This window comes from Streptomyces sp. NPDC101237 (assembly GCF_044767465.1).
Lineage (GTDB): Bacteria > Actinomycetota > Actinomycetes > Streptomycetales > Streptomycetaceae > Streptomyces > Streptomyces gramineus.
Genome location: NZ_JBIWNY010000007.1, coordinates 150,774 through 177,136, shown reverse-complemented (window position 1 = coordinate 177,136; position 26,363 = coordinate 150,774). Strand labels below are relative to the sequence as shown.

The window sequence follows — 26,363 nt, the reverse complement described above, 5'->3', positions numbered from 1 at the left end:
GCTCCCCGGCCGTTCACGCGTCATCGTAGAGACGTTCGGATCATTCGCGACGATCCAGGAGCTACCGCCGGCCGGATACCGGCGTCGGGTTTCTCACCCGTCCACGACGCAACCCGCGGGGACGCGGACACGTCCCTCCGGGGGACACCTCGGCAAAGGAGGGGTAATGCAGCAGCTGTCGCGCCGCGTCGTGCTCACCGCGGCCCTGGGAACCGCCCTGCCCGCCCGTACGGCTCCGGACACCGCGAGCACGTTCCGCGCGCTGGAGCGCGAACACGACGCCCGCCTCGGGGTGTTCGCGTGGGACACCGGCTCGGGGGCCAGGGTCGGGTACCGCGGCGGCGAACTCTTCCCGATGTGCTCGACGTTCAAGACGCTCGCGGCCGCCGCGGTGCTGCGGGACCTGGACGCGTCGGCGCTCGGCGAGGTCGTCCACTACGACCGGAGCGACATCGACCGGGCGGGCGGGGCGCCCGTCACGGGCAGGCCCGAGAACCTGGCCGCCGGAATGACGGTGGATCAGCTGTGCGAGGCGGCCATCACCTACAGCGACAACACCGCGGGGAACCTGGTGCTGGAGCGGCTGGGCGGGCCGGGCGCGGTGACGCGGCTGTGCCGTTCGATCGGAGACCCGGTGACCCGGCTCGACCGGTGGGAGCCCGAGCTGAACTCGGCCGAGCCGGGGCGGGTCACGGACACCACCTCTCCCGTGGCGATCGGCACGACCTACGCGAAGCTCGCCGTCGGGCACGCCCTGGACCGCGCGGACCGGCGGCGGCTCACGGGCTGGCTGCTGGCCAACACCACCGGCGGGGAGCGGATCCGCGCGGGGCTGCCGGCCGGGTGGACCGTCGGCGACAAGACGGGCACGGGCGAGTACGGCACCGCCAACGACGTCGCGATCGCCTGGCCCCCGGGCCGTGCCCCGGTCGTCGTCGCCGTCCTGTCCACACGCTCCGCCCCGGACGCCCAGGCCGACTCGGCGCTGGTGAAGGAGGCGGCCGCGGTGGTCGCCGGCGTCCTCACCCGGGGCGCCGCGTAAGGAGGTTCACCTCCAGTGCCCGTCAACGCGTCCCGGCGGACGGCGGTTTCACCGAAGGAAGACGGAACTGTTCAGTTTAGATCACGAACTCTCGTATAGTGACGCCCAGTTCACCACCGAGCGTCACCCTCCCTTCACCGGATCCACCGGAATCACATCCCTACCCGCTCCGAGGACCAGACCGGACCGATGACCGCGACCACGCATCCCGGCGACCGACCTGCCTTCCGCACGCTCGTTCCGACCCTCGCGCTGACCGCGGTGGTGTCGGCCCTCGTGGTCGTCGCCGCGGTGCTCGCCGCGCCGGCTCCGGTCCGCACCCCGCTCGCCCTGGGAGGCAGCGCGACCGCGCTGGTGCTGTGCGCCGCGGTGACCTGGGCCGTCCACGCGGCACGGGCCGCCCGGCGCGCCCGGCGCCGCCTGGAGGCGGTGAGCCAGGACGTCGGACGACTGCTCCAGCAGCAGGCCCGTACCACCGAGGAGGCGCGCCAGGAGCAGCAGCGGCTGATCGACGAACTGGCCGAACAGCGCAGCGAGTTCACCGACTCGATCGAGCAGGAGCGGAGGCGCTTCCAGGAGGCCGGCAGCCAGGAGCTGGACCGGTACCGGCAGGAGAACGGCCGCCTCGCCGCCGCCCTGGAGCAGGCCTCGCGGGAACGGGCCGCGGCGATCGCCGCGGCCGGCAACGCGGCGGGCCGGATGCAGGCCCTGGCCACCGCCACCCTCGCCGACCTGCGGGCCATGGAGGAGCGGCACGGCGACGAGGAGGTCCTCGCCGACCTGCTGCACCTGGACCACCGCACCGCCCAGGCGGGCCGTATCGCCGACTCCATCGCCGTACTGACCGGGGCACGCTCCGGCCGCCGCTGGGCCCGGCCGATCAGCATGGAGTCCATCCTGCGCGGTGCGATGGGACGCATCAGCGGGTACCGGCGGGTGCGGGTGCACTCGGTGAGCGACACGGCCGTCACCGGTCACGCGGCCGAGGGCGTCATGCACGCGCTCGCCGAACTCCTCGACAACGCCGCCACGTTCTCGCCCCCGACCGCCGAGGTCCACGTCTACGTGGAGGAGGTGCCGGCCGGGGTCATCGTGTCCGTGGAGGACAGCGGACTGGTGATGGGCGACGTGCAGCTGCGCCGCGCCGAGCGGGCGGTCGCCGGTGACACCTCCGAACTCGGCGGTCTCACCGGGACCCGGCTCGGACTCGCGGTGGTCGGCAGGCTGGCCCGCAAGCACGGCCTGAAGGTGTCGTTCCGGCCGTCGGCACGCGGCGGCACCGGCGTGCTGATGCTGGTGCCGCAGGACCTGCTGACCCGGCCGGTCGCCGACGAACCCGCGCCGGCCACGGAGCCGGAGCCCGCCGAACCGGCACCGGCACCGCACGAGACGGCGCCCCTGCACGAGTCCCCGCGGCCCGCCGAGGACGAGGGCGGCGGCCTGCCCAGGAGGCGCCGCGGCCGGACCCTCGCCGAGGCAGAACGCCGGGCGGCGCCGCTGCCGGCGGAACCGCGTCCGGTCTCCGGCGCGCAGGACGCCCAGGTCCGCGCCGCCCGCTTCAACAGTTTCCGGCAGGCCGTCCGCCCCGCCCCGGCCGACTCCGCCGACGCTCCCGGCACCACCCCGTCCACCCCCGCCCCGGCACCCGGCGCGCTCCCCGCGTCCCGCCCGGAGTCCGGCTCCGAACCCACGTCCCACTCGCACGCGCACCCGGAAGGCGACACCACTTCATGACCGGCAGGACCACCGCCGACGACAAGCTCACCTGGCTCATCGAGGGTCTCCTGAAGCGCACCCCCGGCGCGCGCCACGCCCTGGTGCTCTCCCGCGACGGGCTGAAGCTCTGCCGCACTCCGGAGCTCTCCCTGGACCAGGCCGACCAGCTCGCCGCCATCGCCGCCGGCATCCAGTCGCTGTCGCACGGCGCGTCCGTCGAGTTCGGCGACGGCAGCGGCGGCGTGCGGTCGGCGATGACCGAGTTCTACGGCGGCGTGCTGTTCATCGTGGAGGCCGGCGAGGGCGCCCACCTGGCGGTGGTGACCGGCGAGGACGCGGATCCGGGACTGGTCGGGCACAACATGAGCGAACTGGTCGAGCAACTCGGCGAACATCTCACCGCGCCGCCCCGCACCGCATGAGCCGGCCCGGCAGGGACGACGCGCCCGACCGCCTGTACACCCTCACCGGCGGCCGCAGCGGAGCCGGGCCGGACAGTCCCTTCGACCTGGTGACGCTGGTCGTCGCCGAGTCGGAACCGGCCGCGGGCATGCAGTCGGAGCACGCGGCGATCCTGCGTCTCGCGGAGTTCCCCACCTCGGTGGCCGAGATCGCCGCGGAGCTGAGGCTGCCGGTCAGCATCACCAAGATCCTGCTGTGCGACCTGCAGGCGGCCGGCCGGGTCAGCGCGCGCCACCCCTACCGGCCCGCCATCACCGACCCCGACATCCTGGAGCAGGTGCTCGTTGGACTCCGCAACCTCTGACGCGCGCACCCCGCTGGGTGCCTCCGCCGCCAACGGTTTCAAGATCGTGGTCGTGGGCGGCTTCGGCGTGGGCAAGACCACCCTGGTCCGCTCCGTCAGCGAGATCCGTCCCCTCAACACCGAGGAGACGATGACCCAGGCAGGCGCGGACGTCGACGACGTCCGGGAGGTGCGCGGCAAGTCCGCCACCACCGTCGCCTTCGACTTCGGGCGCATCACGCTGGACGCGCGGAACGTGCTGTACCTGTTCGGGGCCCCGGGCCAGGAGCGGTTCTGGTTCCTGTGGGACCGGCTGTTCTCCGGCACCCTGGGCGCGGTGGTGCTCGTCGACACTCGGCGGATCGACGACTCCTGGTACGCGATCGACCGGCTGGAGCGGCACGGCACGCCGTTCATCGTGGCCTGCAACGACTTCGGCGGCCCCGTGCACACGCCCGCGGACGTCCGGCACGCGCTCGACCTGGACCCGCACATCCCGCTGGTCGACTGCGACGCCCGCGCCCGCGAGTCGGGCAAGCAGGTGCTGATCCAGCTGGTCCAGCACGTCAAGAACCGCTACGCCGGCCCCTCGGCACCGGCGGCCCTGCCCCGACAGGAGTTCGTGTGACCCCCGAAGCGGTGCCGCTCGGCGGCCCCCGGTTCCAGACCGAACCCGCGCGTCTGTACCGGGAGATGCGGCGCGAGCACGGCGCCGTGACCCCGGTCGTGCTCGACGGCGGGGTACCGGCCTGGCTGGTGCTCGGCTACCGCGAGCTGCACCAGGTGACCGGCGACCCGGTGCTGTTCAGCCGGGACTCGGACCTGTGGAACCAGTGGGACACGATCCCGGACGACTGGCCGCTGCTGCCGATGATCGGCCGCAAGCAGCCGTCGATCCTCTACACGGTCGGCGAGCGGCACCGTGAGCGGGCCGGGATGATCAGCGACGCGCTGGAGGCCGTCGACCCGTTCCACCTGCGCGGCCACGCCGAGCGGTTCGCGGACGAGCTGATCGACGGGCTGTGCGCGGCCGGCGAGGCGGACCTGGTCGGCCAGTACGCGATGCTGCTGCCGGTGCGGGTGCTCGCGCGGCTCTACGGCTTCTCCGACGAGGAGGGTCCCGGCCTGGTCACCGCGCTCAACGACATGATCGACGGGCGGGAGCGGGCGATCGCCGGGCAGAGCCATCTCGCCGCGTCCATGGGGCAGTTGCTGGCCGACCGCACGGCGGAACCGGCCGACGACGTGGTGTCCCGGATGCTCCGGGACGAGAGCGGGTTCAGCGAGGAGGAGATCGCGCAGGACCTGATGGTCATGATGGCGGCCGGTCACCAGCCGACCGCAGACTGGATCGGCAACTCGCTGCGCCTGATGCTCACCGACGACCGGTTCGCGGCCTCCCTGTTCGGCGGCCGCAACAGCGTCGCCGAGGCCATGAACGAGGTGCTGTGGGAGGACACCCCCACCCAGAACGTGGCCGGCCGCTGGGCCGCTCGGGACACCCAGCTGGGGGGCCGCCGGATCCGGGCGGGCGACCTGCTGCTGCTCGGTCTGCAGGGCGCCAACTCCGATCCTCAGGTGCGCACCGACGCCTCGGCGCTGACCGGCGGCAACAGCGCGCACTTCTCCTTCGGGCACGGCGAGCACCGTTGCCCGTTCCCGGCGCAGGAGGTCGCCGAGGTGATCGCCCGGACCGGCATCGAGGTCGTCCTCGACCGGCTGCCGGACATCGACCTCGCGGTGCCCGCCGACTCCCTCGCCCGCCGCCCCTCGCCCTGGCTGCGGGGGCTGACCGAGCTTCCCGTCCGGTTCACGCCCGTACCCGCCCTGTAGTCCGACACCCGACGGCCGGGGGCGGCACCGAACGCGGCGCAGTGCCCCGGCCCCGCCCTGGGAGGCACGTCACGATGACGACCGGTACCGAACAAGCCCGGATCGCCCTCGACCCGTTCGTCAGCGACCTGGACGGCGAGAGCGCGCGGCTGCGTGCCGCCGGTCCGCTGGCCGCCGTGGAACTGCCCGGCGGGGTGCCCGTGTGGGCGGTCACCCGGCACGCCGAGGCGAAGGCACTGCTGACCGACCCGCGTCTGGTCAAGGACATCGAGGTGTGGGGGGCCTGGCGGCGGGGGGAGATACCGCGGGACTGGCCGCTGATCGGCCTCGCCAACCCGGGCCGCTCCATGCTGACCGTGGACGGCGCCGACCACCGCCGGATGCGCGCGCTGGTCGCGCAGGCGCTCACCCCGCGCCGGGTGGAGCGGATGCGGGAGCGGATCGAGAAGCTCACCCAGGACCTGCTCGACGCGCTCCCGGCGGACCAGGACAGCGTCGATCTGAAGGCGGCCTTCGCCTATCCGCTGCCGATGTACGTGATCGCCGACCTGATGGGCATCGACGAGGCCGGACTGCCGCGTCTGAAGGTGCTGTTCGAGAAGTTCTTCTCGACCCAGACCCCGCCCGCGGAGGTCGTGGCCACCCTCACCGAGCTGGCCGGGATCATGGCGGCGACGGTCGCCGCCAAGCGGGCCGAGCCCGGCGACGACCTGACCAGCGCGCTGATCCTGGCCTCGGAGGACGGCGACCACCTCAGCGACGAGGAGATCGTCTCCACCCTCCAGCTGATGGTGGCGGCCGGTCACGAGACGACGATCTCCCTGATCGTCAACGCCGTGGTCAACCTCTCCACCCACCCGGAGCAGCGCGCCAAGGTGCTCTCCGGCGAGGTGGACTGGCCGGCGGTGGTCGAGGAGACCCTGCGCTGGTCCACCCCGACCTCGCACGTGCTGATCCGCTTCGCCACCGAGGACGTGCCGGTCGGCGACAGGGTGATCCCGGCGGGCGACGCGCTCATCGTGTCGTACGCCGCGATCGGCCGTGACGAGGAGGCGCACGGGCCGAGCGCCGGGGAGTTCGACGTCGGCCGGGAACCGGTCACCCGGCACATCTCCTTCGGCCACGGCCCGCACGTCTGCCCCGGCGCGGCGCTGTCCCGGCTGGAGGCGGGCGTCGCGCTGCCCGCCCTGTACGAGCGCTTCCCCGGCCTGGATCTCGCGGTACCGGCGTCCGAGCTGCGCAACAAGCCGGTGGTCACCCAGAACGACCTCTTCGAGCTGCCGGTCCGGCTCGGCTCCTAGGGCCTGTCGGCACGCCGAGTTCGTGTTCCAGCCTGCGTATCGCGGCGGACAGCGAGGGCTGCGAGACGTGGCAGGCGGGGTCCGCGCGGGCGAAGTGCCGCTCCCGGGCGAGGGCGACGAGGTGTTCGAGCCGGCGCAGCAGCAGGTGGGCTCCCCGGGAGGCTGGGCGGCGATCACGGTGGCGGCCTCTACCTGTACCGGATCGGCGGGGCCGCCGTTTGACTTCGAGTGCTCTTGAAGTCGTAGCGTCGGCGGCGCCGGGCACCGCCCGGGATGCCGACGGACGGAAACCGCCGCTCCATGGAGTGGGGGTGCGCGTCCGGAACCAGGAACGAATCAGCAGGGAAAGGCTGGAGTCGCATGCGACAGCGCCAACTGGGAGATCTGCAGGTTTCCGCCATCGGCCTCGGCTGCATGGGGATGTCCGCCTTCTACGGCACCACCGACCAGGACGAGGGCGCACAGACCATCCACCGCGCGCTGGAACTGGGCATCACCTTCCTCGACACCGCGCAGCTCTACGGGCCGCTCACCAACGAGACGCTCATCGGCGAGGCGATCCGGGGACACCGGGACGAGTACGTGATCGCCACCAAGTTCAACTACCGGATGGACGACGCCGTCCCCGGCGACATGAGCAGCATCGGCCGGCAGGACGGCTCCGCCGAGCACGTGCGCAGCTCGGTGCACGGCTCGCTGCGGCGGCTCGGCACCGACCACATCGACCTCTACTACCAGCACCGTGTCGACCCGAACGTGCCGATCGAGGAGACCGTCGGCGCCATGGCCGAGCTGGTCGCCGAGGGCAAGGTGCGGCACATCGGGCTCAGCGAGGCGAGCGCCGAGACGATCCGGCGGGCCCACGCGGTGCACCCGATCGCGGCGGTGCAGACCGAGTACTCGCTGTGGACCCGTGACCCGGAGGACGAGGTGATCCCGGTCTGCCGGGAGCTGGGCATCGGCTTCGTCCCGTACTCCCCGCTCGGCCGCGGCTTCCTGGCCGGCCGGTTCTCCTCGCCCGAGGACCTCGACGCCAACGACTGGCGCCGCACCGGTCCGCGCTTCACCGGCGACAACCTGGAGGCGAACCTGCGGCTCGCCGGGAAGGTGAAGGAGATCGCCGCGGAGAAGGGCGTGACCCCGGCGCAGCTGGCCCTCGCCTGGGTGCTGGCCCAGGGCGAGCACATGGTCCCGATCCCGGGCACCAAGCGCCGCACCTACCTGGAGCAGAACGCCGGCGCGGTCGACGTGGAACTCACCAAGGACGACCTGGCCCGCATCGACGCCGAGGTGCCGAAGGCGGCGGGCGAGCGCTACGACGAGTCCGGCATGCGGAGCGTGAACCTCTAGGACCCGTGAGGCCCGCGGTGGCCGGGGGCGGGGCGGTGCCGCACGCTGGTAGGCATGGGGAGCCGGTGGAGCGTCGCGAGGCGGCGACAGGCGTGGCGGACCTCGCACGCGCTGCTGCTGCTTCCGGTGCTGCTCGTCGTGGCGATCACGGTGGCGGCGATCGGATCACCGCCCGACGTCCACGTGGGGCCCACCCTCGTCATCGCGCCCGCGCTCACCCCCTCGCTCGCCGGAGCCCGCGCGACGGCGCTGGTGGGCGCGCTGGCGGTGGCCGCCCAGGTGGTGATCGGGGTGTTTCACGGCGGGCTGATGAACGCGAACCACCTGGTGCAGATCGTCACCCTCGTGCTGCTCTCCGTGCTGGTGACGGTCTACGCGGCGCTCCGTGACCGGCGCAGGCTCCAGCTGGCCCAGGTCCGCTCGGTCGCCGAGGCCGCGCAGCACGTGCTGATGTGGCCGCTGCCGGAGCAGATCGGCCCGCTGCGGATCGCCTCGCTGTACCTGGCCGCCGAGGACGAGGCGCAGATCGGCGGCGACCTGTACGCGGTCACCCACGCGGGCGGCCAGGTCCGGGTGCTGATCGGCGACGTCCGGGGCAAGGGGCTGGCCGCGATCGGCGAGGCGGCGCTGCTGCTCAGCTCCTTCCGGGAGTCGGCCCACCGGGACATCAGCCTGCCGGAGCTGGCCGCGGTGCTGGAACAGAGCGTGACCCGGTACGCGGCGGACATGGACTCGCCGGAGGAGGCGGGCGAGCGGTTCGCGACCGCCCTGCTGATCGAGATCCCGGATCTGGACCAGATCACCCGGATGACCAGCTGCGGCCATCCGCCGCCGCTGCTGCTGAGCCCGGGGCACGCGGTCACCGTTCCGAGCCTGCACCCGTCGCCTCCGCTGGGCGTGCACGGGACCCCGGCCTCGGAACACACACTGGACGTGTTCTCCTTCGAGCCGGGCGACACGCTGCTGCTGTACACCGACGGGGTGATCGAGGCGCGGGACGCCCGGCACCGCTTCTATCCGCTCACGGACCGGGTGGCGCAGTGGACCGACGCCTCGCCGGAGTCGCTGATCCACCACGTCCGGCGGGACCTGATGACCCACGCGGGCGGCCGCCTCGGCGACGACGCGGCCCTGATCGCCCTGCACCGCACCGCGAGCGTGCACCGGCAGCACCACGGGATCCTCGGCCACGGCGGCGTGAGGGCCGGGGACGTTCCCGGACTCCCCGGTCTGTGAGCCGTCCGCCGGGTCCGGCGGCACGGGCGCGGCGGCCCTCGCCGTTCAATTGTCTTTGGTTCAAAGTTAAGTCGTGAGGGTGGTCTCGACCATTGGCCGAATGTCAGACTCCGCATCGCCTTTCCGAGACAGGGAGTCGACATGCCGGACCCGCAACCCCCCACCCGCAGAAGGCCGTTGAGCAAGGCCGTGGCCGCCGTCCTCGGCGCGCTCGCGCTGGTCGTCGCCGTACCCGCCACCGCGCACGCCAATGTCCTGACCCTGCTGCCGCAGAACGCCGACGGCCTGGAGCAGTCCTTCTCGCCCGCCTACGACTACGACGGCGACGGCTGCTACGCCACCGCCGCGATCGGCGCCGACGGCACCCTCAACCCCGGTCTGGGGCTGGGCGGTGACGTCAACGGCCACTGCCACGACTACGCGCAGCTGGCCAACGCCAACACCTACTCGCGCGAGAAGTGCAACAACGGCTGGTGCGCGGTGATGTACGCCAGCTACTTCGAGAAGGACCAGGCGACGTACGGGCCGCTGGCCATCGGCCACCGGCACGACTGGGAACACGTCATCGTGTGGATCCAGAACAACCAGGTGCAGTACGTCTCGGTGTCCCAGCACAGCAGTTACCAGGTGGCGGCCGCGTCGGCGATCCGGTTCGACGGCACCCACCCGAAGATCGTCTACCACAAGGACGGCGCGTCCACCCACGACTTCCGGTTCGCCAACTCCAACGACGACCCGCCGGAGAACGTGACCGGCGGCTGGTTCTTCCCGCGCCTCGTGGGCTGGAACGGCTATCCGGCGGGCTACCGCGACAAGCTGATGAACGCGGACTTCGGCGACGCCACCATCAAGATCAAGGACGGTTCCTTCGAGTCGAACCTGGCGTACTCGAAGCCGTCCGGGATCGCGTTCGACCCGAACGGCTGAGCGGCTCCCCCGCGTGCGCGGAGGCGGACCGCCCCGCACGCGGGGTCACGACCGTGCCGGGGCCGGGAAGGTGAGCCCGGCCCCGGCACGGGGCCCTCGGGTCACGGCTTGCGGGCGACCGCTCCGTACATCGCGATGTCCTCGTCGCGGATGCCCTGTTCGCCGGTGCCGTCGGGGTGCCACTTGTGCACCTGGACGATGCCGGGCTCGACCAGCTCCAGGCCCTCGAAGAAGGCGTGGGCCTCGTCGATGGTGCGCAGCCGCATCGGCATGTTGCGGGCCTCGTACTCGCGGGCGACCCGGCCCACCTCCTCGGGCGCGAACTCGGCGGTGCCGATGGACATCGCGAGGTAGCTGCCGGAGGGCAGCGGCTCCAGCAGCCGCCGTACGACACCGACCGCGTCGTCCGCGTCCAGCATGAAGTGCACGATGGCGATGACCGTGAGCGCGACCGGCCGGTCGAGGTCGAGGGTCTCGCGCAGCTCGGGGGCCTCGTAGAGGTCCGTCAGGTCCCGGAAGTCCGCCTCGATGTAGGCGGTCCGGCCCTCGGGTGTGCTGGAGAGCAGCCCCTGGGACAGGGTGAGGACGATGGGGTCGTTGTCGACGTAGACGACCCGGGTGTCGGGGGAGACCGCCTGGGCGATCTCGTGCAGGTTCGGCGAGGTGGGTATGCCGGTGCCCACGTCCAGGAACTGGCGTACCCCGGCCTCCTCGGCGAGCCAGCGCACGGCACGGTTCATCCAGTCGCGGTTGGCCCGCATGTGGATGGGGAGCGCGGGCCACTCCCGGGACATGGCGTCGCCCGCCTCCTGGTCGGCGGGGTAGAAGTCCTTGCCGCCCAGGATGTAGTCGTAGATGCGGGCGGAGTGCGCGTTCTCGGTGTCGATGCGGTCGGCCGGCCATCCGTTGTCGGGCAACGCCGTGTCTCCCATTCGGGTGAGGTGAGGGGGTGCGGGGGGTGGTTGCGTCCGGTGTGGGGGGTTGGGTCAACGATCAGCTATAGCAAGGAAGTTCCGACAGCAGGGCTCACATCAGGAAGTCCGCGTCACCCGCCTTCACACCGGACAGGAAACTGTTCATCTCGCGGGGTGTGAAGACCAGCGCCGGACCGTCCGGGTCGGTGGACTGGCGTACCGCCACCCGCCCGTCGGCGAGCTTCTTCACTTCCACGCAGGCGCCGCCGGCGTCGTCGCTCCACGGCTTGGACCAGCCGCGCGCGCCGAGTTGCCGGGACGGGATGCCGTTGCGTATGGGGTGGTGCACTCAGAGCTCCTCGCGAATCGCACCGAGGATGACCTCGGTCTTCCTGGCGGGCGCCGCCTGGGCGCCCAACCGGTCCAGGGCCTCGCGGTAGACCACGACGTCCTCCCTCTTGTCCAGGTAGACGGCGCCCACCAGGCCGTTGAGATAGACGATGTCGGGCAGTTCGGGGGCCCGGAACCGGAAGAGGTGGTACGCACCGGCGCGCATCGCCGGGTGCGGGCCGTTGGCGAACGGCATGATCTGCAAGGTCACGTGGGGCAGCCGGTTGATCTCGATGAGGTGGTCGATCTGGGCGCGCATCACCGCGGCGCCGCCGACCGGCCAGCGCAGCACCGTCTCGTCCATCACGACCCACAGCCGGGGCGGCGCCTCCCGGGTGAGCAGTTCCTGGCGGCGCATGCGCAGCGCCACCCGGCGCTCGGTGGCCTCGCCGGACGCGTGCGGGTTGCCGGCACCGAGCAGCGCGGCGGCGTACTCCCGGGTCTGCAGCAGGCCGTGCACGAACTCGTTCTCGTAGACGCGGATCTGCGAGGCGGCCTGCTCCAGGCTCAGGTACGCGGCGAACCAGTCGGGCATCACGTCGCGGTAGGTGTGCCACCAGCCGCGTTTGTTGGCCTCGCGCACGGACTGCAGGAAGGTGTCGACCTCCTGGCGGTCGGTCACGCCGTAGACCTGCAGCAGCTTCTCGGCGTCGGCCAGCCGGAGCCGGGCCACCTTGGCGGCCTCCATCCGGCGGATCGTCGAGTGGCTGACGCCGATCGCCGCGCCGGCCTGCTCGTAGGTCAGGCCCGCCCGGGCCCGCATGTCCTCCAGCTGACGGCCGAGGATCATGCGCAGGACGGAAGGGGCTCCGCCCCAGTCGGTCTCCGAGGTCACGCCCTACCCCCTCGCACCAGGTTTCAGGGTCACCGTCTCACAGACCGGTGAGCGGCTCGCGGACTCATCACGATCACTTCCTGCCGGGAGCAGCATGCACTTCGCTTCTTGCAATTTTCAACTTGCCGGTTGCGAGGCGATGTTGGCAGGTGCCAGAGTGGACCTACTGCTCCGGTCGACCATGGAGCAGGCGAAGCGGTCCAGTTGGGGGAGGCTGAACTGCGGTCCGATGTCGTCCAGGCACCGGTCGTCGTCTGCCCCCTCGTGGCCCGGGGTGAATGCGACCGTTCAGCCCCCACGCTGCGAAGCCGGACGAAAGGCGCACGGCGATGGCCCCGCCCGCTCTCCCTCAGCCGCTCGACCGACTGCCCGACGACCGGATACCCGGACTGCCCCGGCCTGCCCTCGCGGCGGGTGCCGAGGGCCCACGACGTCCGTCGGACGCGACCGGTGTCACCCGACCACCCGGAGGCGAACGCCTCGGTCGACTCCCTGGGCCGCAAGGCCTCGACCGGTTCGCCTCCGGGGACAGGCCCCTCCCGCACAGCCTGGCCTTCGACCTGGCACCGACGCCCAGAGCGGTGGGCAACGCCCGCCGCAGCGTGGGCGAGCTGCTGACCTCGTGGGGCGTGGGCGAGGAGGCCTGCGACAACGCGGTCCTGGTGACCTCCGAACTGGTCACCAACTCGATCGTCCACTCGGCCGGACGGCGGATCATCTGCCGCGTGCACGCCGGCGTCGACCGGATCCGCATCGAGGTCGAGGACCAGAGCGGGAGCTACACGCTCCCGGCCCCCCGGCAGGCCAGACCGGACGAGCAGAACGGCCGCGGGCTGTTCCTCGTCGACGCGCTCAGTCTCGACTGGGGCGTCATGGTCGCGCCGGAGGGATCCTCCGCACGGGTCGTCTGGGCCGAGCTGTCGACGGTACCGGGCTGACCACCCGCCCCCACATCCCAGGAAGCACGTCGTCCCATGAACCATCCCCCCACCCCCGCACCCGCCGCCGACCCGTCCTGGACCCGGACCCGCCCCAAACCCGGGCCCGAACAACCGCACACCACCCCGGCGGACTGACCCGCGGCCCGGGCCTCCCGTGAGGTCCGGGCCGCCCGGCGTCCGGCACGGGACGCGGCCGCCGGGGTCGCACCGCACGAGCGGGGGAAGGGGCCCCGGCGGAAGGCGGCACCTGGACGGGACGGACCGTCGACGAGGCCGTGGCCCGCGTGACCAGGGCCGCCGAGTGGGTCCTGGTGGACACGGTGGCGCTGGGCGGCTGACCCCGGCGGGCGGCGCCGGTCAGTCCGTCGCATGGGCCAGCAACGCCCGCGCCGCGCACCGCAGCCGGACCGCGGCGGCCGTGCAGGCCGTCGCCTGCCGCTCCAGGGCGCTCCCGCTCCCGTCCGGTGCCCCGGCGCAGTCCGCCAGGGTGGCGGCGGCTCCGCGCAGCCGTCGCGCGTAGCCGTCCATCCGGTCCGCGTCGGCCCTCAGGTCGTCGGCGTACGCGAGGAGTTCGGGGGCGACGGGGGCGGGACGAGATCCGGTCGGCATGGGGGCGCACCTGTTCTCGGGCTCAGCGCGGCAGCCGCGCGCCGGCGCTTCTGTGGGCCATGAACCGCGGGCTGGTCAGGACGAACCCCGGCCGGACGGTGTCCAGTTCGAGGATCTGGAGGTGGCGGGCCAGCGGCCCGTGCACGGCGCCGAGCCGCACCCGGACCCGGGGCCGGGTGTGCACGCGCGGCCTTCCGTCGGCCCGCACCAGCGTGCGTACGGTGCTGTCGCCCCGGCGCCCGTAGAGCACCCAGTCCGCTTCGGGGCAGCGCACTCCGGGGCCGGGAGGGCCCTCGACGCTCAGGCCCAGCTCCGCCGCCTCCGCCCGGAGTTCGCGTCCTTGCAGGGACACCTCGGCGGCTCCGTGCACGGCGGGCTGGGCCCAGACCTCCTCGGCCACCGCCCGCGCCTCCCGGGTGCCGACGGCGAGCGCGACGACGTACCGGCCGGTGCGGCGCAGGTCGACCCGGCGCAGCAGGTCCCGGGCCAGACCGTACGGGTGCGACCGCCACGGGTCGTCGACGACGACGGAGAGGCCGAGTTCGGTGTAGGGGCCGATGGTGGTGCAGCGGTGCTCGTAGAGGGAGAGCACGGCCAGGGCGCGGCGCCCGAAGCGGGTGGGGACGAGCCAGTCGAGGTCCGGCAGCAGGCTGCGGGCGACGCCGGGGTCGACCGGGTAGCACAGGTGCGCCGCGGAGGAGTCGTAGTAGCGGACCGGCACGTCGACGGGGCCCGCCGAGGTGGAGACGGTGGTGGTGGGGACGGTCAGCAGGGGGTGGCCCTCGGGCGGCCGGGCACGGTCGCCGAGCCGGTAGACCCGGCTGCGTTCCACCGGGCCCCGGTAGCGCGTGAGGGCCGCGTCGACGTCCCGGGCGACCTGCGGGACCACCGTCTCCAGGTGGCGGATGTAGACACTCAGCAGGTGGCTGCGCGGGAACTCGGGGTCGGGTCCCGTGTAGTCGGCGCGGTACCGGTTGGGGTGCGGGCCGCGGTCGGTGCCGGGGCCGCCCGGGGAGGGGACGAGGTCGTGCCGGTTGGTGACGGCGGCGAGCCAGGTGCGCGGGTCGGCGGGTTCCCGGCGGCCGGCCGGCGCCCCGACGGTGACCACGTGGGTCACCCGGTATGCGCGGCAGAACTCCTCGTCCGCGGCGAGGTTCAGCAGGGCGGTCCCGCCCTCGCCGTGTCCGACGAGCGCGAGATCGGCACCGCGCGGGACGCCGTGCCGCCGGATCGCCAGCAGGATCGAGCGGGTGTACGGCGAGTCGGTGGTGAACAGGTCGCGCCAGGCGTCCGCGAAGTCCTGCGGGACGCACTCGCGGGGGCGGCCGGGGGTGCTGCCGGGGGCCTGGACCACGTATCGCAGCACGCCGTCGGAGCCGCGCACCTCCTGGATCAGGACGCGGTCCTCGGCCTCCAGGGAGTCGAGGCCGCGCAGGAAGGCGAGCAGCGATCCCTCGGCGGCGATGCCCCCGGCCTCGCGGGCGGTGGGTTCGACGGCCAGGACGGCCCCCTCCGTGGCTCGGGGTGCGCGGGGGTGGGCCGCGCTGACCTGCCGGGCCGGGTCGGCGGCCAGCTCGCGGCCGGCGGCGAGCGCCCACGCGGTCTCGTCACTGACCGGGTCCTCGCCCAGCAGGCCGTGGACGGCGAGGAGTTCGGTGAGGACCGGGGTCAGTGCGGACAGCGACCGCCGGGCGTCGCGGTCCTTGAGCAGGGCCCGCAGCGCGCGGACGGCCTCGGAGTCCGGGTCGGCGCCGACCGCGGCCGTCAGCCGGCGCATGCCGGGGTCCCGCCCGAACTCGGGGTGGCCGAGCAGGACGGCCGCGATCCTCAGCCGCAGCGAGGTGACCGCCACCAGCGCCGCCAGGCTCTCCCGTCCCAGCGCCTCCCCCGCCGCGCCGAGGAGCCGCCCCACCCCGTCCGGGGCCACGATCGCCGCACCGCCGAGCCCGTGCCGGTCGGTGAGCGCCCGCAGCAGCGCCCAGCGGGCCGCGCAGCCGGTGCGCGGACGGCGGCGCGCGGACGCGGTCAGCGCCGGGGCGAACAGGACGGAGCTGGTGCGGGCGCAGACCTCCCGGATGCCCGCGGCGACGTCCACGACGTCTTGGGCGCACTCCCGCAGCACTTCCTCCGCGGGCGGCCCGGAGGCACGGCGACGCGCTGCCATCCGGCGCTCCCTGGGATCGACGACATGGCCTGAACCCATCGTGGGCCCTGGATCCGGCGCCCGCACCTTCGTCCGTCCGGGTGACGCCGGGCAGCCCGGGGAGCGGGTCAGGCGCTGTCGGCGAGCCCGGCGGCGACGGTCGCGCCCAGTTCCCAGCACGCCTCGACATCGGCCTTGCCGGGTTCGCCCGTCACGGTGACCGGCCGCGCCGCCCGGCGCCAGCCGAGACCCGCGGTGATGGAGTCGAGGGCGCGCAGGGCGCCGGTGACGTCGTTGCCGCCGTGCACGAAGGCGCCGAAGGGCCGGCCGCGCGTCTCGTCCAGGCAGGGGTAGTAGATCTGGTCGAAGAAGTGTTTGAGGGCGCCGGAGAGGTAGCCGAGGTTGGCCGGCGTGCCGAGGAGATAGCCGTCGGCCGCGAGGACGTCGGAGACCGTGGCCGACAGCGCCGCCCGCCGCACCACCCGGACCCCTTCGATCTCCGGGTCCGTCGCTCCGGAGACGACGGCCTCGAACATGGCCTGGCAGTGCGGCGAGGGGGTGTGGTGGACGATCAGCAAGGTGGGCACACCGGCACCCTGCCGTGCCCGGGCCGCCGGAGGCAACCGGCGCGGGCATCGGCCGGGGCGTACGGGCGAGGCGGCAGGGCCACGGGCGTACGGGCGCCCGGCCCGCGCATCCGTCGGCCGGGCCCGGCGTCCTTGGTTACAGTGGCCCGCCGGGGACGGCGAAGGGGAGGCTGACGGGTGGGGACCCTGGGGAGAAGGACCGTGGCGCTCGCGCTGCTCGCGGGGCTGCTGACGGGGTGCCGGGTGTCGGCACGCGCGACGGACGTCTCGGTGTCGGGAGCGGCGTCCGAGGCGGTGGCCCAGAGCGGCGGCACGGTCGGCGGCGCCGGTTCGGCCTGCCGGCTGCCGGTCACGTTCGACACCGCACGCGGCTGGCGGGCCGAGGCGGTCGACGGCCTCGCCGCGATCGCCTCGAACGCCCCGGACGACGACCTGGCCCAAAGCCTGCTGCGGCAGGGCCCGGTGACGCTGGTCTGCGAGATCGACGCGAAGCCCGCCGGGGCCGTCGGCTTCCTGCGGGTGTCCACCGGGGAACCGGGAAGCGGTGACGCCGGCGCGGTGCTCCGGGCCTTCGTGGCCGCCGAGGGGCACACCCGGGGGGCCAGGTACCGGGCCTTCACGTCCGGCGGGCTGGCCGGCACGCGGGTGGACTACGTGTACACCAGCGAGCTGCTGGAGGAGAGCAAGAAGGAATCCGCCCTGGCCGTGGTCACGCCCAGAGGACCCGTCGTCCTGCACCTGGGCGGGCTCGACAGCGCGGAGCACGAGGAGATGCTCCCCGCGTTCGAACTCGCCCGGCGGACGCTGCGCCCCGCCTGACCCCGGGACCGGGGCCGGGCGGGGACGGCACGCGGCAGGGTCAGGAGGACCGCCACCTGGTGCGCCACAGCAGGACGAACCCGGCGGCCAGCAGCAGCCCGCCGAAGACGGCCGGCCAGAGGTGGGCGCCGGTCTCGGCGAGATCGCCCTGGACGGCCTGCGGCTCGGTCTGGGGCACGGTGGCGGGCGGGGTCTCCTGGCCCGCGGGAGCGGCGCCCGCCGGGCTCTGCGCGTCGGCCGGGGCCTGGGTCGCGGGCCGCTCGGTCGGCTTGCTGATGGCACCGCCCGTGCCGGAGGACTTCTTGGGTGACGCGCTGGCGTAGACGTGCGGCAGGCCGGTGCCGCCCGAGCCGTTCCCCGTGGCGGAGGGCTCGGACGCCGGCTCGGACGGCTCGGACGCCGGCTCGGACGGCTCGGCGTTGCCGGTCTCGGCCGGCGGGTCGGCCGGGGCCGCGGTGCCGGACGGCTCGGTGACCGGGCTCGCGGTGTCGGACGGCGGGTTCTGCGGGCTCGCCGACGCGGACGGGTCGGGTTCGGCGCTCTGCGACGGCGGCTCCTCGCCGGCCCCCGCGCCGCAGGTGCGGCCGGAGTTGATGCAGTCGACCATCGTGCGCATCAGGTTCTCGTCGAAGACGTTGATGAAGTCGCCGTGGTCGGTGACCGGCTTGTGCAGCTGCTCGGGGAACGAGTCCACCGCGAACAGCGGGACCGTGCGGCCGCCGTCGTCCAGGCTCGGCGCGTCGACGGCGTAGACGATGCGCTGCACCAGCTGCGGGATGGCCTTGAACCCGGCCGGGCAACTGCCGTCGGCGGCCTCGAACGCCACGTGGGTGCGGTGGTTGGCGCTGTCGATGTTCCGGCCGTCCCAGCAGCTCTGGAACCTGAACGTGCGCACGACGTCACTGCCCGAAGGGCACAGCGGGTACTTGTCCTTGAGCTGCCGGTCCTCGTGACCGGTGCAGCTCCAGGAGGCGTTGGCGTTGGCGGGGCCGTTGACGAAGGACTTGGCGTCGCCGGTGATGATGCGCAGCAGCCGCGGCATCTCGGTGACCTTGGAGGTCGGGTTGCCCTCGAAGGTGAGCGTGACCTGCTTCGCCGTCACGATCTGCCCGGAGTTGCCCTCGGTGCCGCCGCCCGGCTTGTCGGCGTCGCGCTCCTGCTTGCCGTTCTGCAACCGCAGCACGGGCCAGTAGTACGTGGACTTGTCGCCCCGGTCGGCGCAGCTCGTGTCGGCCTTGGCGAGGTCGTCGTCGCTGGCGAAGGCGTTGTTGGACTGGTTGCCGATGTAGTCGTGGAAGTGGTGGGCGCCGTTGGAGACGCCGGGCGCCACGATCACGTTGTCCGAGTTGAACAGGCCGTTGGCGTTGACCCCGCAGCTGGAGGAGAAGGTGCCGGTGGAACCGCCGGGCTGCTCGGCGGGGGTCGCGGCGTTCGGCTGCACGCTGTCGATGTCGGCGTAGTCGGCGGCGACGGGGCCGTTGCCGCCCTGGCCGCCGGCGCCGGTACCGGCGCTCGCACTCGCGCTCGCGCCCTGGCTCGGCGCGCCGCTGTCCTGTGGCGACGGCGACTGGCCGCCGCCCTGGTCCGAGGAGCGCAGGGTGCAGGCGGCGAGGTCGTCGAGGCCCTGCGGACGCTCGCCGGCACGGCCGATGGCGTCGGCGATCCGCTGCAGGGACTCCGACCGCTTCTCCTTCAGCGGCGCCAGGATCGTCCCGTCGGCGGAGCCGGGGTCCTGCTGGATCGCCGCCGTCTGCTCCTTGAGCTGCTGGTAGGCGGCCGCGATCTGCTGGTCCAGCTGCGCGAGTTCGTCGTCGACGTCGGCACGCGCCGCGTCGGGCACGGTGGTCAGACGGCTGCCGACGTCGGGGCAGTAGACGGTGGGCGCGGACAGCACCTGGGCGGTCTGCCCGGTCTGCTGGTCCGAACTCCCCTCGGTGGCCGAGGCGTAGACGTTCACCGCGACCAGTGTTCCGCCGCCGAGCATCAGGGCGACCGCTGCGAAGGTCGCGCGTTGTGCGCCGGTAGGGCGTCTGCGCCTGTTGGGTCTCAAGGTCGTTCCCCTGCGTGTCGTGGTCGGCCGGGCATGGAAATCCCCCCACCCGGTACGCGGCACGGCACCCTCGCGTTCAACGGCCCCGCGAATTCACGGCAATCTCATAGGAAGCAGCCGTGCGGGCCGCCCCGGCACGGGTCCGACGCCTCGAACACCACGACGAACATCACAATTACGTATCGGACATTAGCCACCTCAACCTTCACACGAGTGACACAAGTTGGCTAGGTTGACGGGCAAGCCGCTCGGCTCCCCCCGGCGAATCCCGTCGGGCCGCGCGGCCTCCGCCCAATCCGGTGCCCAACGGGGCTTTCCGGAGCCGGGGACCCAACCGAACCACTGGGGTGAATCGGCCAACCGCCCTGAGGGGCCGCGGCCGTAGGGCATGCCTTCCGGATCGACCCGCCCGAACCCGACAGCTAACCCGGTCGGCGGAGTACGGAAGGAGCACGACCCCCATGGCGCCCGAGAGCCGTGACGAGGTTCGCCGACGGATCGACAGCCTCTACGACCAGGCCGAGAACGCCACCGGGAACTACAACGCCACCCGCGCGATGAACGGGGGCTCGCGGTCCCGCGGAGTCCCGCTGTTCAAGCGGCCCCGGCGTGACGACCCGGGCCTGGAGAGCATCGCCCGTGAATGGTTCGACGGAGCGCGCTCCCGGCTCGGACCGAGTGTCCCGGCGGCGCTGCCCGCCGACCGGCAGCCCGCCCGTCCCGGTCCACGCCGGCCCGTCAGCGCGATGGCGGCCGACCTGGTCGGCCAGTTGGAGGACTCCGGGCCGGCACGGCCGGAACTGACCGCGGGGCCGTCCGCGACCAGCGGCATCGAGGTCGTCCGCGAACCGGCGGAACTCCCGCGGCGGGAACTGACGGCCGGCTCCCCGGCCGCCCTGCCGCCCGGTCCGTCCGCCGAGCCCAAGGCGCTGGCCGCCGCGGCGCCGCGGCGCGCCACACCGGGCGCGTCAAAGACCAGGAGCCAGCTGAAGATCGCCAAGGCGCGCGAGATCCTGTCGCAGCGCACCGGGCGGCGCGCCGTCGCGGCCCTCGAACCGGCCCCGGCCGCCCAGCCTCCGGCCCAGGAGTGGCCGGCCCCGGCCGGCATGCCGGGCCGGTACGGCGACAGCGGCACCTTCGCGGCGGACGCCCTGACCGGCACCGGCGCCTTCGCCGCCGTGACCGTTACGCAGACGGGCGCCATCCCGGTGATACCGGCCACGGACACAGGTTCCTTCCAGGTCATGTCCCCCGGCGACACGGGAGGCATCCCGACGATGTCCGCCACCGACACCGGCGGCTTCCGCATCATGAGCCCCGGCGCCGCCCAGCCCCAGTCGCCGGCAGACACCGGCGGCTTCCCGGCGATCAACCCGAACGACACGGGCGCCATCCCGGCGCTGTCCGCCACCGACACCGGCGGCTTCCGCATCATGAGCCCGGGCGCCGCCCAGCCCCGGTCCCCCATGGACACCGGCGGCTTCCCCGCCCTCAACCCGAACGGCGACACAGGCACCACCCCGCACACACCCGCCACCGACACCGGCGGCTTCCGCATCATGAGCCCCGGCACCGCCCAGCCCCAGTCCCCCGCGGACACCGGCGGCTTCCGGGTCATGGCGCCCGGTGGTACCGACGGTCCTTCCGGCGTGGCGCCCATGGATTCGGCCGTGGCGTCCGCCGTGAGCCCGGGTGACACCGGTTCCTTCCGGGTCATGACGCCGGGCGCCACGGGTACGTTCCGGATGCCGGACGACACCGGCTCGTTCCCGGCGATGACGCCGGCGGACACCGGCAGCGTCCCAGCCATGGCACCCGCGGACACCGGCAGCTTCCCGGCCACGGCACCCGCGAACACCGGCGCCTACCTCGCCGCCGGGCCCGTCCAGGATGCGGTGGCCGGCGGTTCCTTCCCTGCTGCGGCCGCCGCCTACCCCAGCGTGCCCCAGGCCTTCGCGGAGGCCGTCCCTCCCGCCGCCCCGTACGCCGTGCCGTCGGCCGACTTCGGCACCGGCGGCCTCCCCGTGGCCGCGCCCGCCATGGACATGGGCGGTTACCCGACCACCGGCTACGCCACCGCCCCGGCCATGGCCGCCGCACCCCAGCCGCCGATGCCGACGACGGTGACGGACCCGCCGTGGGCGATGCTGGCGGCTCCCGCCGCGCCGGCCGAGCCGCCCTTGGCGACGGCAGCCGCCGCCTCGCTCGCCGCCGACCCGCTCTTCGTCGCCGCGGACCCGCTCTCCGTCACGATGGTCCCGCCGATGCCTGCGGTGGTCACCGCGGCCGTCCCGACGGTGCCCCCCGTGGCCGTCACCGAGCCGCTGTCCACCGCTCCCCCGGCCGCGCCCTTCACGGCCGTCGCCGTGGCCGAGCCCGGCAAGGCGATGAAGGCGCTGGCGTTCGCCCGCGCGCAGATCGGGCGGCCCTGTGTCTGGGGCGCGACCGGTCCGGAGTCGTACGACTGCTCCGGCCTGGCCCAGGCCGCCTGGCGGGCCGCCGGGGTGTCGCTGCCCCGCAGCGCGCCGGAGCAGGCCTTCGCCGGCAGCCCGCTGACGTTGGCCGCCGTCGAGCCGGGTGACCTGGTCTTCTTCTTCGACGACGACAGCCATGTCGGTGTCTACGCGGGCGACGGCATGATGATCCACGCGCCCAGCCCCGGCGCGTCCATCCGCGAGGAGTCGATCTACAACGCCGGCGAGTCGGCGATCCACCGGGTGGTGCGCCCGGCCTGAGCAGGGCCGTCCGGGTCAGACCCTCCGCCGCCGGGTGCGCCAGCTCTCGTGGTGGTCCAGGAGGGTCTGCTCCACGGGCCGGTAGGTCAGGCCCAGTTCGCGGACGCTCCGGCCGTTGTCGACGGGGAAGCGGATGCCCAGGTGCCTGCGTATGTAGTCCTGGGTGAGGCCGAAGAGCGGGCCGATGAGCCGTACCGGCCAGTGCGGCAGGGCGGTGCGCGGCAGCCGCGGGTCCCAGGGGCGGCGGGCGCGGATGATCCGGGACATCTCGTGGAAGGACGTCATCGTCTCGTGGGCCACGATGTAGCGGCCGCTCGCCGCCGGGCGCTCCGCCGCCGCGATGTGCGCGTCGGCGACGTCGCGGACGTCCGCGGTGGTGAAGCTGAAGTCCGGGGCGCCGTAGCAGAACAGGCCCTTGAACAGCTCGTCCAGCAGGAACAGGCTGCCGGACTCGGAGGCCGGCGTCAGCGAGGGTCCGAGGACCAGGCCGGGGTTGACGGAGACCATGCGCCAGCGGTCCTGGGCGGCCTCCGCGTCCCAAGCGGCGCGTTCGGCGAGCGTCTTGGCGTAGTGGTAGGGGTTGCCGCTCGCCGTGCTGGTGGTGTTGAAGTACTTCTCGGTGAGGATTCCGCCGGCCATCTCGCGGACGTCGCAGTAGTCGCCGAAGATCGCGCCCACGGTGGAGGTGAGGACCACGGTCGTCACCTCGGGGGTGCGGTCCACGCTCGCGAGGACGTTGCGGGTGCCGTGCAGCGCCGGCTCCACCACGTCCCGCCGGCCGTCCTTGATCCGTTCCGGCATCAGGAACGGGGAGGCGACGTGGAAGACGGTCGCGCAGCCCCGGAAGGCCTCGTCGAAGGAGCCCTCCGCGAGCAGGTCGGCCTCGAACAGGGCGAGCCGGCCGGGGAAGGCCTCCTGAAGCTCCCACAGCGGCCGGACCTTGGCCGGGTCGTTGGCGCTGCGGACGGTCGCGCGGACCCGGTAGCCCCGCTCCAGGAGCCGGCGCACCAGGTGGCTGCCGACGAATCCGCTGCCGCCGGTCACCGCCGCGGTCCTCTCCCCGCCTGCGTCCACGCTTCCGCCCCTCGCCCCTGGGCCACCGCGCCTCGGTGTCCCGCACAGGACAGGCTGGTGCATGTCAGGGGCGGCCGCCAAGGTCCGGGAACGGAGCGGTACCGTCTCCGGGGCATAAGGAAGAACCCAGAGAGGTCATAAGGTTGGCTTATGGGGCCATAGACCGGACCCGCGTACCAACTTAGGACTGCCTTAGTTTAGGCTTCCCGTTCGAGATCGATTGTCCTCACTCGATCGATTGTCATCACTCGAAGGGAACCTGATCATGCCGCGCCCCCTGCGGGTAGCCATCGTCGGTGCCGGCCCGGCCGGGATCTACGCCGCCGACGCCCTGCTGAAGTCCGAGGTGGCCGCCGAGCCCGGCGTGTCCGTCGACCTCTTCGAGCGGATGCCCGCCCCGTTCGGCCTGATCCGCTACGGCGTCGCTCCCGACCACCCCCGCATCAAGGGCATCGTCACCGCCCTGCACCAGGTCCTGGACAAGCCCCAGGTCCGCCTCTTCGGCAACGTCGACTACCCCACCGACATCAGCCTGGACGACCTGCGCTCCCTCTACGACGCCGTGATCTTCTCCACCGGCGCCACCGCCGACCGCGAGCTGCGCATACCCGGCGTCGACCTGGACGGCTCCTACGGCGCCGCCGACTTCGTCTCCTGGTACGACGGCCACCCCGACGTGCCCCGCACCTGGCCGCTGCACGCCGAGAAGGTCGCCGTCCTCGGTGTCGGCAACGTGGCCCTGGACGTCGCCCGGATCCTCGCCAAGACCGCCGACGAACTCCTGCCGACCGAGATCCCGCCGAACGTCCACGAGGGCCTGAAGGCCAACAAGGCCCGCGAGGTCCACGTCTTCGGCCGCCGCGGCCCGGCCCAGGCCAAGTTCTCCCCGATGGAACTGCGCGAGCTGGACCACTCCCCGAACATCGAGGTCATCGTCGACCCCGAGGACATCGACTACGACGCCGGATCGATCCAGACCCGCCGCGGCAACAAGCAGGCCGACATGGTCGCCAAGACCCTGGAGAACTGGGCCATCCGCGACACCGGTGACCGCCCGCACAAGCTCTACCTGCACTTCTTCGAGTCACCCACCGAGATCCTCGGCACGGACGGCAAGGTCACCGGCCTGCGCACCGAGCGCACCGCCCTGGACGGCACCGGCAACGTCAAGGGCACCGGCAAGCACACCGACTGGGACCTCGGCGCGGTCTACCGGGCGGTCGGCTACCTCTCCGACAAACTGCCGAAGCTGCCCTGGGACATCGACTCGGGGACCGTCCCGGACCAGGCCGGCCGTGTCATCGAGGAGTCCGGGAACCACCTGCGCTCCACCTACGTCACCGGCTGGATCCGCCGCGGCCCCATCGGCCTGATCGGCCACACGAAGGGCGACGCCAACGAGACCGTCGCCAGCCTCCTGGACGACTACGCCTCCGGCCGCCTGCACACCCCGGAGGCCCCCGCGCCCGAAGCCGTGGACGCCTTCCTCGCCGAACGCGAGGTCCGCTACACCACCTGGGAGGGCTGGTACAAGCTGGACGCCGCCGAGAAGGCCCTCGGCACCCCGCAGGGCCGCGAACGCGTCAAGCTCGTCGAACGCGAGGACATGCTCCGGGAGAGTGGCGCGTGACACGCCGCTGAAGAGCTGGAAGGGGGGCCGCCGGATCACCGGCGGCCCCCCTCTCGTCCGGCGCGGCGAACGGGGCCCGCTCCGATGCGGATGGACGAACGGACCCCGCTCACCGCACCATTGTCCAAAATCCGCCCGGTCCGGGACACGGGTGAACCGGCGTCGCCGACGCACCCCGCGCACACCCCGAGTGCGCGGCGCGCTCCCCCGGCGCGCGCGGCACCCGCCCTGGGGAACACGCTCCCGAGCAGTGATACTGGAACGCACGACCCGCTCCCATCAGCTGATTGGCCCATGTCGAACTCCGCCACCGACCGTGCCGTCCTCCCGCCGACCGTCTGGGCCGCCCGTGGCCGCCACACGGGCCCGGACTCCGAGGAGGTGATCCGCCGGATCCTGCGCCGCCGCAAGGAGACCGGCGCCGTCGACGACTTCGCCGAACCCGCCGGCCTGCCCGGCCCCGCCGAGGGCGCCCTGCCCGAGATGCCCGGCCCGAGGGTCTACGAGGCCCGCTGGCGCGTCGAGGAGGGCACGGTGACGGTGCGCGCCCGGCTGACCCTGGTGGCACGGCAGGCGGGACGCGAATGGCAGCTGGTCGCCGAGGCCGAGCGGCCCTGGGACGAGACCTGGCCCTCGCCCGCGACGGTGTTCTGGCCCGACGGCGACGAGGCCGGGGACGGCGGCGAGGCCGCCTGGGACTACCATCCCGTCGTCGCGGGCCTGCGGCTGCGCACGGTCAACCCGCTGCCCGCCGACGACAAGGACATGCGGCGGGTGCTGCGCGAGGCGGCCAAGGACGCCTGGTGCGTCAACCTCGTCGTGCACGAGGCGATGACGCCCGACACGCTCGGCCGGCAGCCGCTGGTCCGGCAGCTGCCGCCCGGCCTGGCCCACCGTGTCGTGGAACACCGGGCCTCGCCCCAGCAGTTCCGGGCCGTCAACTGGGCGGTGCGCGACCTCGGCGTCGAAGTACCGCGCGGCGGTGCGGTCCTGCTGCCCCCGGATCCGGCACCGGCCGGCTACGAGGCGTCGGACTACGCGGTGCGCAGCGTCTTCCTCGACGGCTCCCGGTCCACGGAACTCATCGCCGTCCTGCGCCGGTTCGCCGCGCTGCCCAGGCCCGCGCCGCTGGGCGCCGAGGAGGCGCTGGCCGATCTGCGCGACAACTGGACCCTGATGACCCTGGAGGAGGAACTGGCCCGTGAACGCGAGCGGGTCGCGCAGTACGCCGAGGCGCTGGAGGCCATGACCAGGTCCCGGGACCTGTACAAGGAGGCCGCGGAGCGGGCCGACGAGGCACTCGCCGCGCTCCGCGACGCGCCCGCCGCCGCCCTGCCGTCGTCCCAACCGGCCTCTCCGCTGCAGCAGTTCACCCGGGTCTTCAAGGGCCTGCGGCCGCCGAAGGAGAATCCGGGCCCGACGGCCATGCCCGGGGACGAAAGCGGGAAGACGGAGCGTTGAGAACCCCGGGCAGGACCGGGGCGGG

At 73.3% G+C, this 26,363-nt stretch carries 23 protein-coding genes, 1 pseudogene and 1 riboswitch; of the genes and pseudogenes, 15 read left to right on the top strand and 9 right to left on the bottom strand.

Translation table 11 applies throughout. The annotated features are described in order from the left end of the window. Positions 1-166: 166 nt before the first annotated feature. The 7 genes from bla to ACIRQ9_RS13795 all read left to right on the top strand — a co-directional run bounded on the left by bla (position 167) and on the right by ACIRQ9_RS13795 (position 6,637). On the top strand, positions 167-1,042 hold the full coding sequence (gene bla / locus ACIRQ9_RS13825) for a class A beta-lactamase (RefSeq protein ID WP_404171375.1): 876 nt from the start codon (positions 167-169) through the stop codon (positions 1,040-1,042). 189 nt (positions 1,043-1,231) lie between these two features. Continuing rightward, positions 1,232-2,776 carry a sensor histidine kinase gene (locus ACIRQ9_RS13820; protein WP_404171372.1) on the top strand — a complete coding sequence of 515 codons (1,545 nt, stop codon included), beginning with the start codon at positions 1,232-1,234 and terminating at the stop codon, positions 2,774-2,776. Continuing rightward, on the top strand, positions 2,773-3,180 hold the full coding sequence (locus ACIRQ9_RS13815) for a roadblock/LC7 domain-containing protein (RefSeq protein ID WP_404171369.1): 408 nt from the start codon (positions 2,773-2,775) through the stop codon (positions 3,178-3,180). Before ACIRQ9_RS13820 ends, ACIRQ9_RS13815 begins: the two co-directional genes overlap by 4 nt. Further along, on the top strand, positions 3,177-3,524 hold the full coding sequence (locus tag ACIRQ9_RS13810) for a DUF742 domain-containing protein (protein ID WP_351323812.1): 348 nt from the start codon (positions 3,177-3,179) through the stop codon (positions 3,522-3,524). Before ACIRQ9_RS13815 ends, ACIRQ9_RS13810 begins: the two co-directional genes overlap by 4 nt. Next, positions 3,505-4,131 carry a GTP-binding protein gene (locus ACIRQ9_RS13805; protein WP_404171365.1) on the top strand — a complete coding sequence of 209 codons (627 nt, stop codon included), beginning with the start codon at positions 3,505-3,507 and terminating at the stop codon, positions 4,129-4,131. The genes ACIRQ9_RS13810 and ACIRQ9_RS13805 overlap by 20 nt, the downstream gene beginning before the upstream one ends. Next, positions 4,128-5,336, top strand: coding sequence for a cytochrome P450 (locus ACIRQ9_RS13800; RefSeq protein WP_404171362.1), 1,209 nt, complete (start codon positions 4,128-4,130; stop codon positions 5,334-5,336). Before ACIRQ9_RS13805 ends, ACIRQ9_RS13800 begins: the two co-directional genes overlap by 4 nt. A gap of 74 nt (positions 5,337-5,410) precedes the next feature. After that, positions 5,411-6,637, top strand: a complete 1,227-nt coding sequence (locus tag ACIRQ9_RS13795) for a cytochrome P450 (protein WP_404171359.1) — start codon at positions 5,411-5,413, stop codon at positions 6,635-6,637. Here ACIRQ9_RS13795 and ACIRQ9_RS13790 read toward each other — a convergent pair. Further along, positions 6,627-6,782: pseudogene (locus ACIRQ9_RS13790) on the bottom strand (LysR family transcriptional regulator); the annotation flags it as partial. The gene ACIRQ9_RS13795 and the pseudogene ACIRQ9_RS13790 sit on opposite strands and share 11 nt — an antisense overlap. Before the next feature lie 215 nt (positions 6,783-6,997). Here ACIRQ9_RS13790 and ACIRQ9_RS13785 point away from each other — a divergent pair. The 3 genes from ACIRQ9_RS13785 to ACIRQ9_RS13775 all read left to right on the top strand — a co-directional run bounded on the left by ACIRQ9_RS13785 (position 6,998) and on the right by ACIRQ9_RS13775 (position 10,150). Beyond that, on the top strand, positions 6,998-7,987 hold the full coding sequence (locus tag ACIRQ9_RS13785; RefSeq protein ID WP_404171356.1) for an aldo/keto reductase: 990 nt from the start codon (positions 6,998-7,000) through the stop codon (positions 7,985-7,987). Between the two features lie 54 nt (positions 7,988-8,041). Then, complete coding sequence (locus ACIRQ9_RS13780; protein ID WP_404171353.1) at positions 8,042-9,223, top strand: PP2C family protein-serine/threonine phosphatase; 1,182 nt, start codon at positions 8,042-8,044, stop codon at positions 9,221-9,223. Positions 9,224-9,364: 141 nt separating this feature from the next. Next, the gene (locus ACIRQ9_RS13775; RefSeq protein ID WP_404171351.1) at positions 9,365-10,150 is read left to right on the top strand and encodes an NPP1 family protein; all 786 of its coding nucleotides are present in this window, start codon (positions 9,365-9,367) and stop codon (positions 10,148-10,150) included. Positions 10,151-10,251: 101 nt separating this feature from the next. On the opposite strand, the gene ACIRQ9_RS13770 is transcribed toward ACIRQ9_RS13775, so the two are convergent. The 3 genes from ACIRQ9_RS13770 to ACIRQ9_RS13760 form a co-directional block, all read right to left on the bottom strand. Beyond that, complete coding sequence (locus tag ACIRQ9_RS13770; protein ID WP_404171348.1) at positions 10,252-11,067, bottom strand: SAM-dependent methyltransferase; 816 nt, start codon at positions 11,065-11,067, stop codon at positions 10,252-10,254. A gap of 109 nt (positions 11,068-11,176) precedes the next feature. Beyond that, positions 11,177-11,413 (bottom strand): DUF397 domain-containing protein, encoded by a 237-nt coding sequence (locus tag ACIRQ9_RS13765; RefSeq protein WP_362166396.1) that lies wholly within the window; start codon positions 11,411-11,413, stop codon positions 11,177-11,179. Then, positions 11,414-12,289: a helix-turn-helix domain-containing protein gene (locus ACIRQ9_RS13760; protein ID WP_404171345.1), complete on the bottom strand. Its 876-nt coding sequence runs from the start codon at positions 12,287-12,289 to the stop codon at positions 11,414-11,416. Between the two features lie 278 nt (positions 12,290-12,567). On the opposite strand from ACIRQ9_RS13760, the gene ACIRQ9_RS13755 reads away from it, so the two are divergent. Continuing rightward, positions 12,568-13,227 (top strand): ATP-binding protein, encoded by a 660-nt coding sequence (locus ACIRQ9_RS13755; RefSeq protein WP_404171342.1) that lies wholly within the window; start codon positions 12,568-12,570, stop codon positions 13,225-13,227. 360 nt (positions 13,228-13,587) lie between these two features. On the opposite strand, the gene ACIRQ9_RS13750 is transcribed toward ACIRQ9_RS13755, so the two are convergent. From ACIRQ9_RS13750 to ACIRQ9_RS13740, 3 genes are all read right to left on the bottom strand, one after another. Continuing rightward, positions 13,588-13,839, bottom strand: a complete 252-nt coding sequence (locus ACIRQ9_RS13750; RefSeq protein ID WP_404171340.1) for a hypothetical protein — start codon at positions 13,837-13,839, stop codon at positions 13,588-13,590. Between the two features lie 22 nt (positions 13,840-13,861). After that, entirely contained in the window at positions 13,862-16,003 is a 2,142-nt protein-coding gene (locus ACIRQ9_RS13745; RefSeq protein ID WP_404171337.1) for a hypothetical protein, read from the bottom strand. A gap of 107 nt (positions 16,004-16,110) precedes the next feature. After that, the gene (locus ACIRQ9_RS13740) at positions 16,111-16,569 is read right to left on the bottom strand and encodes a flavodoxin family protein (RefSeq protein ID WP_404171334.1); all 459 of its coding nucleotides are present in this window, start codon (positions 16,567-16,569) and stop codon (positions 16,111-16,113) included. Between the two features lie 201 nt (positions 16,570-16,770). On the opposite strand from ACIRQ9_RS13740, the gene ACIRQ9_RS13735 reads away from it, so the two are divergent. Continuing rightward, positions 16,771-17,388 carry a lipoprotein gene (locus tag ACIRQ9_RS13735; RefSeq protein WP_404171331.1) on the top strand — a complete coding sequence of 206 codons (618 nt, stop codon included), beginning with the start codon at positions 16,771-16,773 and terminating at the stop codon, positions 17,386-17,388. Between the two features lie 40 nt (positions 17,389-17,428). On the opposite strand, the gene ACIRQ9_RS13730 is transcribed toward ACIRQ9_RS13735, so the two are convergent. Continuing rightward, entirely contained in the window at positions 17,429-19,372 is a 1,944-nt protein-coding gene (locus ACIRQ9_RS13730; RefSeq protein ID WP_404171746.1) for a DUF1996 domain-containing protein, read from the bottom strand. A gap of 344 nt (positions 19,373-19,716) precedes the next feature. Continuing rightward, positions 19,717-19,891: riboswitch (cyclic di-AMP (ydaO/yuaA leader) on the top strand. Between the two features lie 8 nt (positions 19,892-19,899). Here ACIRQ9_RS13730 and ACIRQ9_RS13725 point away from each other — a divergent pair. Then, positions 19,900-22,173, top strand: a complete 2,274-nt coding sequence (locus tag ACIRQ9_RS13725; protein WP_404171328.1) for an NlpC/P60 family protein — start codon at positions 19,900-19,902, stop codon at positions 22,171-22,173. 15 nt (positions 22,174-22,188) lie between these two features. Here the strand turns inward: ACIRQ9_RS13725 and ACIRQ9_RS13720 are convergent, their stop codons facing one another. After that, entirely contained in the window at positions 22,189-23,247 is a 1,059-nt protein-coding gene (locus tag ACIRQ9_RS13720; RefSeq protein WP_404171325.1) for an NAD-dependent epimerase/dehydratase family protein, read from the bottom strand. Between the two features lie 265 nt (positions 23,248-23,512). Between ACIRQ9_RS13720 and ACIRQ9_RS13715 the strand changes: the two genes are divergently transcribed. Together ACIRQ9_RS13715 and ACIRQ9_RS13710 are read left to right on the top strand one after the other, a co-directional pair. After that, on the top strand, positions 23,513-24,877 hold the full coding sequence (locus ACIRQ9_RS13715; protein ID WP_404171322.1) for an FAD-dependent oxidoreductase: 1,365 nt from the start codon (positions 23,513-23,515) through the stop codon (positions 24,875-24,877). A gap of 294 nt (positions 24,878-25,171) precedes the next feature. Beyond that, positions 25,172-26,338, top strand: a complete 1,167-nt coding sequence (locus tag ACIRQ9_RS13710; protein WP_404171319.1) for a hypothetical protein — start codon at positions 25,172-25,174, stop codon at positions 26,336-26,338. The last annotated feature ends 25 nt before the right edge of the window (positions 26,339-26,363 follow it).